General features: G+C 63.4%; 15 protein-coding genes and 1 pseudogene. 5 read left to right on the forward strand and 11 right to left on the reverse strand.

Annotated features, from left to right (window positions below):
- Positions 1-133 precede the first annotated feature (133 nt).
- The 5 genes from JQ609_RS07615 to JQ609_RS07635 all read right to left on the reverse strand — a co-directional run bounded on the left by JQ609_RS07615 (position 134) and on the right by JQ609_RS07635 (position 6,556).
- Positions 134-1,393, reverse strand: coding sequence for an MFS transporter (locus tag JQ609_RS07615; protein WP_212272834.1), 1,260 nt, complete (start codon positions 1,391-1,393; stop codon positions 134-136).
- A gap of 213 nt (positions 1,394-1,606) precedes the next feature.
- The gene (locus JQ609_RS07620) at positions 1,607-3,676 is read right to left on the reverse strand and encodes a peroxidase family protein (protein WP_212272836.1); all 2,070 of its coding nucleotides are present in this window, start codon (positions 3,674-3,676) and stop codon (positions 1,607-1,609) included.
- A gap of 188 nt (positions 3,677-3,864) precedes the next feature.
- Positions 3,865-5,628, reverse strand: a complete 1,764-nt coding sequence (locus tag JQ609_RS07625; protein ID WP_249127766.1) for a flotillin family protein — start codon at positions 5,626-5,628, stop codon at positions 3,865-3,867.
- Between the two features lie 2 nt (positions 5,629-5,630).
- A complete protein-coding gene (locus tag JQ609_RS07630; RefSeq protein WP_212208246.1) occupies positions 5,631-6,281 on the reverse strand; it encodes an OB-fold-containig protein in 651 nt (216 codons plus the stop codon).
- Positions 6,282-6,289: 8 nt separating this feature from the next.
- Positions 6,290-6,556, reverse strand: a complete 267-nt coding sequence (locus JQ609_RS07635) for a hypothetical protein (RefSeq protein WP_212208193.1) — start codon at positions 6,554-6,556, stop codon at positions 6,290-6,292.
- Between the two features lie 158 nt (positions 6,557-6,714).
- Here JQ609_RS07635 and JQ609_RS07640 point away from each other — a divergent pair, with 158 nt between their 5' ends.
- Positions 6,715-8,112, forward strand: coding sequence for an Nramp family divalent metal transporter (locus JQ609_RS07640; RefSeq protein ID WP_212272838.1), 1,398 nt, complete (start codon positions 6,715-6,717; stop codon positions 8,110-8,112).
- Between the two features lie 71 nt (positions 8,113-8,183).
- On the opposite strand, the gene JQ609_RS07645 is transcribed toward JQ609_RS07640, so the two are convergent.
- The 3 genes from JQ609_RS07645 to hemB all read right to left on the reverse strand — a co-directional run bounded on the left by JQ609_RS07645 (position 8,184) and on the right by hemB (position 10,972).
- A complete protein-coding gene (locus JQ609_RS07645) occupies positions 8,184-8,960 on the reverse strand; it encodes an arginyltransferase (RefSeq protein ID WP_212208191.1) in 777 nt (258 codons plus the stop codon).
- A gap of 159 nt (positions 8,961-9,119) precedes the next feature.
- The gene (locus tag JQ609_RS07650) at positions 9,120-9,671 is read right to left on the reverse strand and encodes an RDD family protein (RefSeq protein WP_212208190.1); all 552 of its coding nucleotides are present in this window, start codon (positions 9,669-9,671) and stop codon (positions 9,120-9,122) included.
- A gap of 239 nt (positions 9,672-9,910) precedes the next feature.
- Positions 9,911-10,972: a porphobilinogen synthase gene (hemB, locus tag JQ609_RS07655; RefSeq protein ID WP_212272839.1), complete on the reverse strand. Its 1,062-nt coding sequence runs from the start codon at positions 10,970-10,972 to the stop codon at positions 9,911-9,913.
- Between the two features lie 197 nt (positions 10,973-11,169).
- On the opposite strand from hemB, the gene JQ609_RS07660 reads away from it, so the two are divergent.
- Entirely contained in the window at positions 11,170-11,652 is a 483-nt protein-coding gene (locus tag JQ609_RS07660) for a DUF6163 family protein (RefSeq protein ID WP_192733586.1), read from the forward strand.
- A gap of 554 nt (positions 11,653-12,206) precedes the next feature.
- Positions 12,207-12,722 carry a transcriptional regulator LdtR gene (gene ldtR, locus JQ609_RS07665; protein WP_192733585.1) on the forward strand — a complete coding sequence of 172 codons (516 nt, stop codon included), beginning with the start codon at positions 12,207-12,209 and terminating at the stop codon, positions 12,720-12,722.
- A 3-nt stretch (positions 12,723-12,725) separates the two neighbouring features.
- Here the strand turns inward: ldtR and JQ609_RS07670 are convergent, their stop codons facing one another.
- A complete protein-coding gene (locus JQ609_RS07670) occupies positions 12,726-12,983 on the reverse strand; it encodes a hypothetical protein (RefSeq protein WP_212272841.1) in 258 nt (85 codons plus the stop codon).
- Between the two features lie 177 nt (positions 12,984-13,160).
- Here JQ609_RS07670 and JQ609_RS07675 point away from each other — a divergent pair, with 177 nt between their 5' ends.
- Together JQ609_RS07675 and JQ609_RS07680 are read left to right on the forward strand one after the other, a co-directional pair.
- A complete protein-coding gene (locus JQ609_RS07675; RefSeq protein WP_212000022.1) occupies positions 13,161-13,388 on the forward strand; it encodes a hypothetical protein in 228 nt (75 codons plus the stop codon).
- Positions 13,389-13,405: 17 nt separating this feature from the next.
- Positions 13,406-13,627, forward strand: a complete 222-nt coding sequence (locus tag JQ609_RS07680; RefSeq protein WP_192733582.1) for a hypothetical protein — start codon at positions 13,406-13,408, stop codon at positions 13,625-13,627.
- A 6-nt stretch (positions 13,628-13,633) separates the two neighbouring features.
- Here JQ609_RS07680 and JQ609_RS07685 read toward each other — a convergent pair whose 3' ends face one another.
- Positions 13,634-14,434 carry an HpcH/HpaI aldolase/citrate lyase family protein gene (locus JQ609_RS07685; RefSeq protein ID WP_212272843.1) on the reverse strand — a complete coding sequence of 267 codons (801 nt, stop codon included), beginning with the start codon at positions 14,432-14,434 and terminating at the stop codon, positions 13,634-13,636.
- A gap of 96 nt (positions 14,435-14,530) precedes the next feature.
- Positions 14,531-15,453 (reverse strand): annotated as a pseudogene (locus tag JQ609_RS07690) (ketopantoate reductase family protein).
- Between the last annotated feature and the right edge of the window lie 23 nt (positions 15,454-15,476).

Below are 15,476 nucleotides of genomic sequence, written 5' to 3' on the forward strand. Positions count from 1 at the left end.
ATGCCATTTTGCTTTGTGTTGGCGTTGATTCGTCATGGCCGGGCTTGACCCGGCCATCCACGACTTACTTTCGCGGTTGCAGCCAAGGAAGACGTGGATGCCCGGGTCAAGCCCGGGCATGACGAGGACCTTTTCAGAACGCATGCGCCCGCAGCGCCGGCCCGTCGCCGACCATTTCCGGCTGCCGCGTCAGCGAGACGGCGGGCGACATCAGGATGACCAGCGCTTGGGCGGCGAAGATCGCGGCCGCCAGGTAGAGGCAGGCTTCGGCGCTGTAGAGCCCGCCGACGATGGCGCCGAGCGCCGAGCCGAGCGGGCGGGCGCCATAGCTCATGATGTTGATGGCGGAGACGCGGCCCAAGAGCGAGGGCGGCGTCACCGATTGGCGCAGCGTCGTGGTGGAGATCACCCACAGGATCGGACCGACGCCGAGCAGGAAGAAGCTCAGGCCCGCGAGCAGCGGTGAGGGAAAGATGGTCGTCAGCGCCATCACGGCGGCGGCGACGAAACCGGTCACCGGGCCGAGCCCGATCACGGTGCCGAAGGCGAGGCGCTTCATGACGCGCGTCGCCAGGAGCGCGCCGACCACCATGCCGACGCCGTACATCGCGAGCGTGGTGCCGACGCCGGTCGCGGAAAGGCCGAGATGACGCACGGCATAGGGCACGAACACCGCAAGCAGCAGGAAGGAGGCCGTGTTGAAGATGAACTGGGTGATGAACACCGGCCGCAGCAGCTTGTGGTGCAACACGAAGACAGCGCCTTCCTTGATCTCCTGCAGCGGATGGCGGCGCGGGGCGGGCGCGCGGGCGGGCTCATAGATGCCCGACAGCAGCACGACCGCGATGACCGACAGCGCAGCGGCAAATCCGAACGCGGGGGCGGCGCCGACCCATCCGACCAGCACGCCGCCGAGCGCGGGGCCGCTGGCAAAGGCGACTGTGCGCGCCAGTTCAATCCGCGCATTGGCCGCGGGCAGTTGCTCCGGGTTCACCAGCGAGGGCACCAGCGCCGGTGCCGCGACGCTGTAGGCGACCGTGCCGCACACCGCGATGAAGCCGAGCAGAGCCAGCAGCGGCAGCGTCATCCAGCCGAGCCAGATCAGCAGCAGGATTCCGCCGAGCGCCACCGCGCGCAGCGCTTCGGCGCCCGCCATCAGCCAGCGCCGCGAGATGCGGTCCGCGAGCAGGCCGGCAGGGATCGCAAACAGGATGAAGGGCAGCGTCAGCGCGGTCTGCAGCAGGCCGGTCTGACCTTCGCCGACGCCCAGCAGCAGCACGGCGACGATCGGGGCGGCGGCCAGCGCGACTTGTTCGGCCGATTGCGCGGCGAGGTTCGACCAGGCGAGGCGGTTGAAGGTCGGTGGCAGGCGCGGCGTCTCGGCGGCGGACATGGGGCGATTCCCTGATGGCTTTATCGGCCCTCATTGTCCGACGACAGCACGGCCCAACCCACCCGTTTCCCGACAAGCGGTGGGGCAACGAAAAAACCTCCACACGCGAACGTGTGGGGGTTTCTCACCTTGATGGGTCAGCGATGTCTCCCAACACCTGTCAGTGATCTGTCCGGGCTAAACCTGCCCCGGCATCCACGTCTTGCTGACCCATCAGACGTCGAACAGAAAGTCGTGCCTGCTGAGTTCATAGGGCCGCACACCCATCAATTCGATCCAGTCGTCGCCGACGTGCACGATCGTGTTGCCGTGATTGCCCGAGATTTTTACATCGCGAAAGTCGAGGCGGCCGGCATGCTCGAACACCAGCAGGTCGACGCCGGGATCGAAGTCGGTGATCCTGGCTTTGGTGGCGCCGGTATCGAACACGAAACGATCGGCGCCGGCATGGCCTGTCATGGTCTGCTTGCCGGTTCCGGCGAACAGGTAATCGCCCTGCGGACCGCCGATCAGGGTGTCGGTGCCATCGGAGCCGATCACGATCTGGCGGGCGTCGGGGTCTTCGGACTCGACGCCGCCGGCAAGGCCGGTGTGCCGGACATAGGTGACGAAGACGTCATCCTGGATGTGCTTGGTGTCGGTGTTGCGCAGGATGATGTCGGCGAGCGTCGTGCCCTTGATCTCGGATAGCGTCCGGGCATCGAAACCCTGGTTCTCGAACCAGAGCCGGTCGCCATCGCGCAGCGCCTCGAACTGCATCGTCAGGATGGCTTGAAAAGTTTCGCCGACCAGCGCGCCGGGGACATGGTTTTCCGACAGGCCGCCGGTCCACAGGCCGACATTGTTGACGTTGCCGTAGGCCGCCTTCAGCCCGGCCAGCGTCTCAGGATCGCTCGTGATCTGGCTGAAATCCGTGTAGGGGTCGAGCCCGAGCGCTTCACGGGTCTGGTTGAGCGTGCCGAGGCCGAGGTCGCGGGCGCGCTGGATATTGATCGCGGCGAGATCCATCGACACCGGCGCATCGACCAGAAAATTACGCAGATCCTCGACAATGCGCGCATCGAGCGCCTGCGAGGGATCGGCGGCCAGATGGCGCAATTGTCCGTCGGCGCCGCCATTGTCGATGAAGTTGGCCGCCGGCTGGAAGAACACGTCTTTCAGGTCTTCCTCGGAGCCGGCGATGACCTCGCCGTTCTCCGCAAGGCCTTCGGTTTCGCCCGAGACGATCGAGTGTCCGAAGCGGAACGCCGCGGCGACGAATTCCAGCGTCAAATGCGGATCGACATTGGGGTCGTAGCCGTCATAGGGCGTGAGCGCGTCCTTGCCGACGAGGTTCGGCAGGAACTCGGAATAGGTGATGTTGGCGATTTCCGCCGACACGATGGCGCGGGCGTAATTGTAGAGCTGGTCGCCGCTCCAGTTCGGATGCTCAAGGTGCAGTTTGTCGACCTGGTAATTGTGTTCGCGCACGAACAGCGTCTGCAGCGCGGTCAGCGCCGGGTTTTCCGCAGCACGGCCGTCGCCGGCCACGACCATGCCGTTGACGATGGGCAAATTGTCTCCCGCTGACGTCTTCATGTGGCCGTCGGCAGTGCGCAGGCTGGCGGCTACCGCTGCACTCGACCCGTAGACCATCGAGGCGTCGAGCCAGGCGGAATTGGAATTGACCGCCATCGCCGGATTGGACCTGCCGGCACCGGTCGTGGGATCGGTGACGGCGCGGGTGATCCGAATGATGGTGCCGGCGGGGAATACGGGATCGCCGGCGGGGACCACGACGCTGATGTCGTTGACGCCGTCGGTGCGGGTCAGCGTCATGTCATGGTCGATGAATTGGCCCCAGGCGTACATGAACGCGGAAACACCTTCCGGGTTCGCCACGTCGGCATCGCCGGCGCCGACCACGAGATTGCTGATGGTGCGCGGATTGTTGCCGCCCAGCGGCACGGAAATGCCGTCGGCAAAATGCGCCGTCCCGATACGTGCGAATTCGGTGCCGGCGGCGTTGAGGGTGGAATCGGACCGGTTGTTCTGCGAGCCGTCGAAGCTGCGGTACTCGATTTTTACCGGCTGCGGACCCGGTTGGCACGACGGGCCGTCATGCGGGCCATGAGAGCCGTGGCCCCCGTGAGAACCATGGGATCCGTGAGAGGGGTGGGCGTCGTGCGAGCCATGTGAACCGTGAGGCTGGTGCGGCAGGAAAAAATGCTGGGAAAAATGGCCAAAGTGGAAATCGTCATGGTCTCCGTCCTTGCCGCCAAAAGCCCGCTTGAGCTGACGCATCGACCGTCTCCCTGACCTGCAATTGCGAATTATTCGCAACTAGTGTCACTAATGAGAAGCATTTGCAATAAGGAAATGAAGGGGACGAACGCGCCGTGCCCGGCAAGGCGTAAAAAAAGCCCGCCGCATCGACTGCGGCGGGCTTCTCTCTATTTGCGATCTGACGGCGGCTCAGACCGTCATCGCGACTACGACTTCGGTCCGAGCGTCGCCTTGCCCGTGCCCGAGAGGGTGGTCGGCGGTGTTGCGGGGCTGTCGGCAGGGGCCGGCAACTCCGCTTCGGTCAGCGGGCCGCTGCCGGCACGCAGCGCATTCAACAGGCTGGTCATGCCGTCGGGGCCAGCCGGGAAGCCAGCCTCGCCGAGAATCCTGTCGATCATCGGCTTGAACGCCGATACCGACAATAGCTGCGCGGCGAGACCATCACCGAGTCCGAGACCGCCATTGCCGCCGCCGTTCATCGCGCCGTTGCCGCCACCGCGACCGAGCATGCCGCCGGTATCGAAGATCCGGATGTCGGAGATCTTCTCGATCGGCTTGACCGCTTCGGCCAGCGCGCTCGGAATGATATTGATGCGGGCGAGGTTGAGGTCGTACTCGATCATCTCGGCACCGAGCTTGTTGCGGGCCTCAGCCTTGAGCGCCGCCACCTCGGCCTCGGCTTCACCGAGCGCCTTGACGCCGGTCGCACGCGTGGTTGCGGCGTCGGCGTCGGCCTTGGCGAGCACGTTGATCGCTTCCGCCTTGTTGGCGGCGGCCTGCCGTTCGGCTTCCGCCATCACGGTGATCGGCATCGCGTCGGTTTCCGCCACCTTGCGCGCCGCGATCACGTTGATGATCTTGTCGCGCTCGGCGATTTCTGTGGCCCGTGCCGTCGTGACCTTTTCTTCGGCTGCGATCGCAAGCGCGCGCGCCGTTTCCGCGATGGTCTGCGCTTCGGATTGCTCCTTGTTCTTGGTGGCGACGACGATCGCGGCTTCCTGCGCCACGATCTGGAGATCACGTTCCATTTCGGTGGTGCGGCGCTTCACCGCCAGATCAGCCTCGATCTTTTTGGTGTCGCGGGCCTGGTTGGCCTCGGTCTGGACGTTGGCGACGGCCAGTTCCTGCTGGATGCGGTATTCGGCCTCGTTCTGCAGCGCCGTCTGCTCGACCTGCGCGGTCTGCGCGCGCATCGCGGCGGTCTTGTTGGCGATGTCGCGCTGCTGCGCCAGTTCCGCCTCGCGCTTGGTGCTCTCGATCGTCAGCGTGGTCTGGCGGGCAACCAGATCCTGCTGCGCGATGTTCACCTCGGTGGTGCGGACGATCTGGTTGCGCTCCTGCTCACGCTCCTTGGTGATCTTGGTCAGCGTGGTGAGGCCGTGCGCGTCGAAGAAATTGCTCGGGTTGAAATGCTTGATGTCGCTCTGGTCGAGCCTCGTCAGCGAGACCGATTCAAGCTCGAGGCCGTTGTTCTGGATGTCGGCGCCGACCGCGTCCTGCACCGATTTGACGAAAGTCGCGCGCTGTTCCTGCAGCTCTTCGAGATGCATGGTGGCGGCGACCGAGCGCAGGCCGTCGACGAATTTCGCCTCGATCAGTTCGCGCAGTTCAGCAGCGTCGTTGGTGCGGTTGCCGAGCGTCTGCGCGGCCAGCGCGATCGACGACATGTCCGGTTTGACACGGACGTAGAACTCGGCGCCGATGTCGACGCGCATGCGGTCCTTGGTGATCAGCGAGTCCGGGCCGCCGCGGGCGACCTCCAGCCGCAACGTCTTCAGATTGACGGCTGCCGTGGAATGGAAAACCGGAAGCACGACGGAGCCGCCGTCGAGAACGACTTTCTGGCCGCCAAGACCGGTCCGGACATAGGCCTCGTCGCGGGTCGAACGCCGGTACAGCGTCGCGAACATGAAGCCGATGATGACAAAGAGAAGGACGCCGATAGCGATCGGTACTGCAAGTTCCCACATGTTCATGCCCTGTCTGATGACCATTGTTGTGCAATGAGGTTGGCTGGTGCGGCAATCGCGATAAAGCTCCTGGTGTCGCGGTCGACCAGCAACACGCTGGTGCCGACCGCGAGCGCTTTCGAATCGGGGCCGGCGCGCGCCGGGACAGAGTGCCAGTTGCCGAAGACATCCTTGAGACGGACGCGGCCGGGCAGTCCCTGGTCGAGCGGACCGATCGAAACCACGGCGACCTGGCCGACGAAGTCGGCCTCATCGACCGCATAGGTCTCGTCGCGCGGGATCACGCGTGAGATCGCGCGGCTGGTAACCCGGACTGCCGGAATGGCGCCGATGATGGCGCCGACGGCGGCGAGCGAAACCGGGAGAGAAATTCCAACACTGTGCGCGATGGCCTGCAGGAAAAATCCCACGATCGAAAACATGCCAAGCGTCAACATCAAAAGAATCAAAAGCGGAACGCGCCCCGCATTGATCCAGAGAAACAGGCCGGAGATGGCGCTGTGGCCGTCGGCCTCGATCTCGACATCCTTGCCGACGATGTGGCTGAGCGAAAACCCAACCATCGTCGACAGCAGTTCGATCACGGCAAGCACTGCCACGATGGCCGCGGCGATCGTGAAGGGGCGGACGTCCGCCGCCAGCAGGAGGTCGATGACGGCGCTCATTGTGAGGATTTGATCCGCGCGAGGCGTTCGGTGATCGCCGTTTCGTGGGTCATGGCCTTCTCCGGTTGGGATTTGACGGCGATGTCGATCTCGTAAGCCGGGCCGTCTGAGACCAGGTGAGCCGGGAAGGGGCACTCCCAACCGGCAAGGTAGCCCGGAACTTCGAATGAAACCAAGACGCGTCCTCGAACTGTGCTGATGGTCATGGTTGTTGGTCCCTTGATCGCGATCTGTTTGTCGTCGAGCGGGATTCGCCGGTTCATGGTTCCAGCCACGTAAACTGGCGCGGTCGCGCAGGCCGAGGGTCACCGCAGGCCGGTCTCGACGCGAATTTCTCGTCTGCCGGTATCATCTTAGGGTGATCACTAGATGCAGTTGCAAATGAGTTGCAATAAGGGCGAATTTCGACCATCTTGATGAGATGGATGCACGAACGCCCGAATTGGGCCGAAAGACTAATTCGGAGAGCTTGGCTGTGGCCTTGCAAGACGCCGACGCCGGCTGGCGCGCCGACGCCGCAGCGAACAGGCAGCGCAGTCTGGCCGAAGTCAACGCGACCATCTTGGTGCCGCTGGGTGGCCATTGGGCGCGCCGGCTGCTGGCGTTTCTTGGGCCCGGCTATCTGGTTTCCGTCGGCTATATGGATCCCGGCAATTGGGCGACCGACCTCGCCGGTGGATCGAAGTTCGGCTACACGCTGCTGTCGGTGATCCTGCTGTCGAACCTGATGGCGATCCTGCTGCAGGCGCTCGCCGCACGGCTCGGCATCGTCACCGACCGCGATCTCGCGCAGGCCTGCCGCGCCAGCTTTTCGCGTCCGGTCAATTTCATGCTGTGGCTGGCCTGCGAGGCCGCGATCATCGCCTGCGATCTGGCGGAAGTGATCGGCACCGCGATTGCGCTGAAGCTATTGTTCGGCATTCCCCTGATCGGCGGCGCGCTGATCACCGCGCTCGACGCCTTCCTGCTGCTGCTTCTGATGAACAAGGGTTTTCGCTTCCTCGAAGCCTTCGTCATCTCGCTGTTGATCGTCATCGCGGTCTGTTTTGCGATCCAGATCTTCGCGGCCGCGCCGCCGGTTGCCGCGGTGCTGCGCGGCTTCCTGCCGTCGACCGAGATCGTTACCAATCCGGAGATGCTGTACATCGCGATCGGCATCATCGGCGCCACCGTGATGCCGCATAACCTCTATCTGCACTCCTCGATCGTGCAGACCCGCGCCTATCCGCGCACCGACGAGGGCCGGCGCGATGCGATCAAATGGGCGACCACGGACTCGACCATCGCGCTGATGCTGGCGCTGTTCATCAATGCCGCGATCCTGATCGTGGCCGCCTCGACGTTCCATTCCAGCGGCCGTACCGATGTGGCCGAGATCGGGCAGGCGTATGAGCTGTTGTCGCCGCTATTGGGCCTCGGGATCGCCTCGACACTGTTCGCCGTCGCGCTGCTGGCGTCCGGCCTCAACTCGACGGTAACGGCCACGCTGGCCGGCCAGATCGTGATGGAAGGCTTTTTGCACCTGCGCCTGCCGAACTGGGCGCGGCGGCTGGTCACCCGCGGCGTCGCGATCGTCCCCGTCGTGATCGTCACCGCACTCTATGGCGAGAAGGGCACGTCCAACCTGCTGGTCTTCAGCCAGGTCATCCTGTCGATGCAATTGCCGTTCGCGGTGATCCCGCTGGTGCGATTCGTTTCCGACCGCCGCAAGATGGGTGATTTCGCGATTTCGCGTTCGGTCGCCACGCTGGCGTGGATCGTCGCCGGGATCATCGTGACGCTGAACGTCAAGCTGCTGTACGACACGCTGTTTGGCTGAAGAAGTCGCGAAGGGCGAGTAGCGAATGGAAGTTACCCTATTCGCCACTCCCTATTCGCCATTCGCCATCTTCAATCCTGCGGCTCGGTCAGTACTTCGCCTGACGCGTCGATGCGCAGCCAGCCTGAGGGGGCCAGCCGCTGCTGCGGCAGGAAGCGGCCCTTGTAGTCCATCTTCTTGGAGCCTTCGATCCAGTAGCCGAGATAGACGTAAGGCAGCCCCAGCCGCCTTGCGCGCGTGATATGGTCGAGGATCATGAAGGTGCCGAGCGAGCGGCTGTGCTCCGACGGCTCGAAGAACGAATACACCATCGACAGCCCGTCGCTGAGCACGTCGGTCAGGGCGACGGCGATCAGCTCGTCGCCGCGGCCGGTGATGCCGGAATCGACGTTGCGCTTGCGGTATTCGATGATGCGGGTTTCGACGTGGCTGTCTTCCACCATCATGGCGTAGTCGAGCACGGTCATGTCGGCCATGCCGCCATGGCGGTGACGCCGGTCGAGATAGGCGCGGAACACCGAATATTGTTCCGAGGTCGGCACCGCGCTGCGCTGCTCTCCGATGATGTCGGCATTGCGCGCGAGAATTTTGCGGAAATTGCGCGAGGGCCGGAACTCGTTGGCGACGACGCGCACGGAAACGCAGGCGCGGCACTGGTCGCAGGCCGGACGGTAGGCGATCGACTGGCTGCGCCGGAAGCCGCCATGGGTGAGGAGGTCGTTGAGGTCGCCGGCCTTGTCGCCGACCAGATGCGTGAACACCTTGCGCTCGTGCCGTCCCGGCAGATAGGGGCAGGGCGAGGGCGCCGTCAGGTAGAACTGCGGGGTATCACGCGAATGCTGGGTCACGTCGGGTCGTCAGGCCTCCGAAACACGAACAATAACGCTTTCCGGTGAACAATTGGTACCGGTGAGGGCGGTTCGGCCCCGATCCTGATCCGGGCCGAACAAACCTGAGCATCGCGCCGCGCGGGCTGACGGTCAATCAATTTGGAGTGTGACATCCCTTCAATAGGCGCGCGCCGGAGGTACAACCTGTGTGCGAACCGAGCTGTTGATGACGACGGTTCCCAGCACGATGTCATGCAGCAGCCGGCGGCGGCCGTTGAACAAGCCGATCAGGAGCACCAGCGGCGTCAGGAACGAGATCGATACCCAGAACAGCACAGCGTGGGTGGCGCCGAGCACGAAATAGCCCGGCGCGCCGTACCAGGTGCGCAGTTCCAGATCCATCACGCGCATGCCCACCGTCGCCGAATGCGGCCCGCCGAGGGAAGAGCCGTAATAGACGATGGCCCAGACGATCGTGGCCGGCCAGGCCAGCCAGAACAGCGCCCAGCCGAGCCCGAGTGTGATCAGGCCGAACACCGCGATGAAGATGTAGCCCAGGATCACCGGGACCGACAGCACGACGAGGTCGATCAGGAACGCGAACACCCGCCGCGTCAGCAGGCCGCGAAACAGTTCCGGCTGCAAGTCGGGGTCGAACGCATGCGGCTGCACGCCGCCATCGTTACGCCAGCCGCCGCCACCGGTATTACCCGAACCGCTATACGACATGATCAGTCCTCCAGAACGTGCATATTCCCGCATGCCGAGACATCAAGCGGAGACATGGGAACCGCGCCTGCGCGCGCAAGGGCCGCGACGGTTACCAAACGGCAATATTCAGGCGATTCGGGGGCTGGGGACTTGAGGAACGCGTAGGGTGGGCAAAGGCGCTCTTGCGCCGTGGCCCACCATTGTCTCCTCCGCTAAAGTTGGTGGGCACGCTGCGCTTTGCCCACCCTACGAAGGCTTCAGCTCTCCGCCTTGATCTTCTCCGCCGCCTTCGGCGCGAAGTAGGTCAGAATACCGTCAGCGCCGGCGCGCTTGAAGGCGAGCAGGCTTTCCATCATCGCGCGTTCGCCGTCGATCCAGCCATTGCCGGCGGCTGCCGCGATCATCGCGTACTCGCCCGACACCTGGTACACGAAGGTCGGCATCGCAAAGGTGTCCTTTACCCGCCGCACGATGTCGAGATAGGGCATGCCGGGCTTGACCATCACCATGTCCGCGCCCTCGGCGATGTCGAGTTCGACCTCGCGCAGCGCTTCGTCGGAATTGGCGCTGTCCATCTGATAGGTGCGCTTGTCGCCGGTCAGCGTCTTTGCCGAACCGATGGCGTCGCGGAACGGGCCGTAGAAGGCGGAGGCGTATTTCGCCGCGTACGACATGATCTGCACGTCGGTAAAGCCTTCATCGTCCAGCGCCTCGCGGATCGCGCCGACGCGGCCGTCCATCATGTCGGAAGGCGCGATCACATCGCAGCCGGCTTCGGCCTGCACCAGCGCCTGGCGGACCAGCACGGCGACGGTTTCGTCGTTCAGGATCCGGCCGTCCTCGATCAGGCCGTCATGGCCGTGACTGGTGAAAGGATCCAGCGCCACGTCGCAGAGCACGCCTAGGCCCGGGAATTCCTTCTTGATCGCGCGCACCGACTGGCAGACGAGGTTGTCGGGGTTCAGCGCCTCGGAACCCTGTTCGTCGCGCAGCGAAGGGTCGGTATAGGGGAACAGCGCGATGCAGGGGATGTTGAGCTTCGCCGCGCGCTCGGCATCACGGACCGCCTGATCGACGGTGATGCGGTCGATGCCGGGCATCGAGGCGACCGCGGTGCGGGTATTGTGGCCGCCGACGATGAACAACGGCCAGATCAGATCGTCGGTCGTGAGCACGTTTTCCCGCACCATCCGCCGCGCCCATTCGGCCTTGCGGTTGCGCCGGGGGCGGATCGCGAGGTCGAGCGGGGCCGAGGTGAGGGCGGTCTGGTGCCGCGGAGCGTCGCGCATTTCGATCGGACGCCCGAATTTGATCGCCATATGATGGTACTCCCCGGCGGAAGGCTGATTTGGCCTGATTTGGACTTGGTCTAATTCTAGCATTCCGGAACGGCCGCGTCACCGCAGCTTGATTTGCGCCAGCGGCAATTGATTTTGCCGACCCGGCGGGCCAAGACTCTGCCTATACCAAGACTCCGCCTATAAGGACCCGTTTTCGCCTGTGAGCACCGATTCTCATGTCTGACACCTCCGCGCGCGACCCGTCGCGGGATAACAGGGACAATGCCCGGGACAATGCGATGTCGGTGGCGGCGATCTCGTCCGAGCGGATCGAGCCTGATGACAACGCTTGGACCCGGCGGCTGGTGCTGTTCCTGCGCATCATGGCGGTCATCTCGATCGCCAAGGGCCTTTACCATTGGGCGCAGGTGACCGGTTTCATCGGCGGCGAGGAAGAGGCGTTCGAAAATCAGTCGATGGCCTGGCAGACCGCGACGATCTATTTCGCCGTGATTGAACTCGTCGCCGCCGTAGGCCTGTGGCTTGCGACGCCCTGGGGCGCGGTGGTGTGGCTCACCACAGTCGTGTCGATGGCGGTGATCGAATTGATGTTTCCGGGCATCTACGGCGGCAGCCTGACGGTGGTCGGCGTCGAAGCCGTGATGCTGGCAGCCTATCTCGCACTCGCCTGGATGGCCGCGCGCGAACGGCCGCCATAGCAGTAGTGCGCACGTCCTCCGTTTTGCTGGAATCTTGCTAATAGCCGGCCACATGGTTCGAGACGGGCGGCGTTGCCGCGCTCCTCACCATGAGGGTCCTAAGAGCGCATCCTGAACTGCTCGACCTCACCTTGAGGAGTCACGCAGTGGCGTCTCGAAGGATGAAGCCCGAACTGTTAATTGCGCCAGCGCACCTGCGTCCCAGAATGGGCCGCGCCATCCCGTAAGATTTTCGACGATTTTCGCGGTAACTTTTCAGTCACCGTAAAGGGTTCCCTCGCGTCGGTTACCCAGGCGTTTCGAATTCAAACGAACCTGTTTTGGAATGCGACAACCCTTCCAGACGAAGCGTGAACAGAGGCCCGCCACCGTCAATGAAATCTTGCGAAAAGCCCTTTATCCATGGGCTTAATCCGCGATTCACTGTCTTAAATTCATGATCTCTTTATTGTCTTATTTAAGCGGATCTTCAAACGGCCCCCTTAAGTTGAAGCTATCAGGCGGGACAAAAGTTTCGTCGAATAAGTCGATAAAAACGACAACAGGGGAATGTCATGATGAAAGCCGTTGCAACGGCGGTGGAAACCGCTGAACGCTCTGCCGGTCAAGCTCCGGTGCAGCCGCTCTATCTTGAAGCATTGACTTTGGTGGAGCGGCTGCATCGCCGGCTGCTTGACGTGATCAAGGATGAATTCGATCGCCGCGGCCGCGCCGATATCAACTCGGTGCAGGCGCTGCTGCTCTATAACATCGGCGACAAGGAATTGACCGCAGGCGAGCTGCGCACGCGCGGCTATTACCTCGGCTCCAACGTCTCCTACAATCTGAAGAAGCTCGTCGAGCTCGGCTTCCTCGATCATCAGCGTTCGCGCGTTGATCGCCGCTCGGTCCGCATCCGTCTGACCTCGCAGGGCCAGGAGATCCGCAAGATCGTCGACGCGCTGTATCAGAAGCACGTCAAGACCGTGGAGCAGGTCGGCGGCATCTCGAACGAGGAGTTCGCGACGCTGAACAAGTCGCTGCATCGGCTCGAGCGGTTCTGGACTGACCAGATCCTGTATCGGCTCTGAGATTTACATAGCGTTTTCGAGCGAAGTGGACTTCCGGTTCGCGTGAAGAAAACGCGTCAAATAAGAATTCGAATCCGCGGCCAAGCCGGCCACGCAGAAGACCGGCGGCCAACAGCGGATCATGAACTGGCAAGGCAGTAAGCCCTGCCCAAGGCGCATCGGCTCCGGGTTACCGGATCCGGTGCGTTTTGCTTTTTGGACCTGAGTGTCGAGTGCCGCGGCTTCATCCTTCGCGGCGCGCGCAAGAACCGCTTCGTGCATAGCCGCTTCGAGTGATGGCGGACACAGTTTCACCTGATAAAGCGCATCAAAACAACAAGCTGCACCTCGATTCTAAGGTCACTTGGGGCATAGGCGCGCGCCCAGCAAACAAGGTTTCCCGCAATGGAACTTGTGCCGGGCTCGCGCATTATATCGCTGACACGGGGACCGAAGAACATGCTCGTCGAGCGCGGATTGCGGGTGATGAATGTCGAGGTGGTGGGCGACGCTTACGCCATCGCTTCAAATTATCTCCGCAGGACCGGCGCCCTCCCGGATACTTTCGCCACCGACGAGCGGCTGCTCGAAATCATCGTGCAGATGTTTCAGCGCGGCGAACTCAACAAGATCCGCCTCGCCAACAAGGCGATCGCCAAATTCGAAGCCGAAACCTACATCGCCTGATCCCACCGGAGAACTTCATGGAAGCCGCCATCGACCGCATCATGCACACCTATGACCTGCTGGTGAACCGCAGCGCCGCCGCGAACGATGAAGCGCGCGAGAAGGTGACCGACTATGTGAAGACGCTATTCGAGGCCGGCGAAAAGGACACCCACCGCCTGACCGTGTGCGGCCTGACCTATCTGCGCCAGCTCGACGGCTCCACCGATCCGGTGAAGGCAGGCTATACCGGGATGTGAGTTGGCTCAGCCCGCCTTGCGATCCGCTTCGAGCTTCCGCAACGAGGCCGACTTGAGACTGGCGCCGGCCAGCATGTAAGCGTGATCCGATCCCGTCAGGATGAACTGCGCGCCGAGATCGGCATAATGCTTCATGGCGTCCGGTTCGTAGACGCCGCCCATGCCGAGGAATTTGCCTGCCTTGCGGCACGCCGCGCCGACGCTGCGATAGGCTTCCTCGACGCGCGGATGCAGGATTTGACCGGAAATACCCATCTCCGCGGTCAGGTCGGAGGTTCCGATCAGCAAGCCGTCGATCCCGTCAACGGCGGCAATCCCGGCGGCATTGGCCACGCCTTCAGGGCTCTCGACCATCGCGACGACCAGGATTTCCTGGTTGATGGCGGCCTGGGCCTCGGCGGCGCCGGGCGGCTTGTAACCGAACAGCGCGGATGGTCCGCCCCAGCTCCGCGACCCCAACGGCGGATAACGAAAGGCGCTAGCAATGCGCCGGGCCTGATCGACCGTATCGACATGCGGTACGATGACGCCGGCGGCGCCGTTGTCGAGCGCCCGCGTGCCTTCATCAATCGCGCCTGCGCAAATCCGGACGATCGGCGTGATGCCGGTCGGCAACGCGGCGATGCAGATCTGCGCGACGTCATCCTGCGAAAATGCACCGTGCTCGACGTCGATGAAGATCCAGTCATGCCCGGTCGCCGCGGCGATCATGCCCGCTGCCGCGGTGCGCAAATGGTGCAGGCCGAATCCGAGGGCGAGCCCGCCCGCCCGCAATTTCCTGATCGTGGCGTTCTCGACAAGCGGCATTTGCTTCTCCGTGATGTCACGCATCGAGGCGCGTCGCAAAGTGGTGGCTACAGTGCCGAGATGTCCGGCGATGTAAAGGACATGGCGCCTCGCGCCTCAGCCCGGATTGCCCATGATGTACGGCTTCAGCATCGCATACATCAGGCTGTGCGTCGGCGTCGGGACGCCGAGCTTCTTGCCGAGTTCGACCACCTTGCCGCCGAGCCAGGGCAGCTCCAGCCGGTTGCCGCGTTCGAGGTCGAGCGCCATCGACGGCTTTTGGTGCGCGGGCAGGCTGTCGGAATATCCTGATGTCGTCTCCACTGCGTTGTCCGGCAGCGCCACGCCGTAAGCGCGGCCGACATCCATCACTTCGCGGTAGGCCGACATCAGCAAGGGGCGAATATCGGGATCGTCGCGCAGCGCACCGATCGGCTGGCGCGCCAGCGCCACCGCGCTGGCGTTGGCGGCGAGCAGGATGAACTTCATCCAAAGTTCGGTGAGGATCGCGTCGCTCAGCTTCGCCTCGAAGCCGGCCTTCTGGCAGAGCGCAAGAAATGCTTCGCCGCGCGGGCTAGCCCTGCCGTCGAGTTCGCCGAACACGATGCGCATGAAGGTGCCGACCTGCTGGATCACGCCTGATGCTATGATGTTGGCGCTGATTTGCGCGACGCCGCCCATCACGGCGTTTTCGCCGAGTATCGGGATCAGCCTTTCTGCGGCATCGACGCCGTTCTGCAGCGGGATGACAGCCGTATCGGGGCCGATCAGCGGCTTGATGCTGATCCCGGCGCTTTCGACGTCCCACAGCTTGACGCAGAACAGCACGAAATCGACCTTGCCGATCTCGGCGGGATTGTCGGTCGCCTGTGTCGGCACGGATGGATGTCGCCGCGCGGGCTTTGAACCTTCAATCCGTCGCGCTTCATGGCCGCCAGGTGCGCGCCGCGCGCGATGAAGGTGACATCCGCGCCGGCTTTCGCCAGCGCCGCCCCATAACCGGCGCCTACGCCGCCGGTGCCGACAATTGCGATACGCATCGTTCTCTCCTCGTTGGCAAAAA

This window comes from Bradyrhizobium sp. AUGA SZCCT0169, from assembly GCF_018130085.1.
Lineage (GTDB): Bacteria > Pseudomonadota > Alphaproteobacteria > Rhizobiales > Xanthobacteraceae > Bradyrhizobium.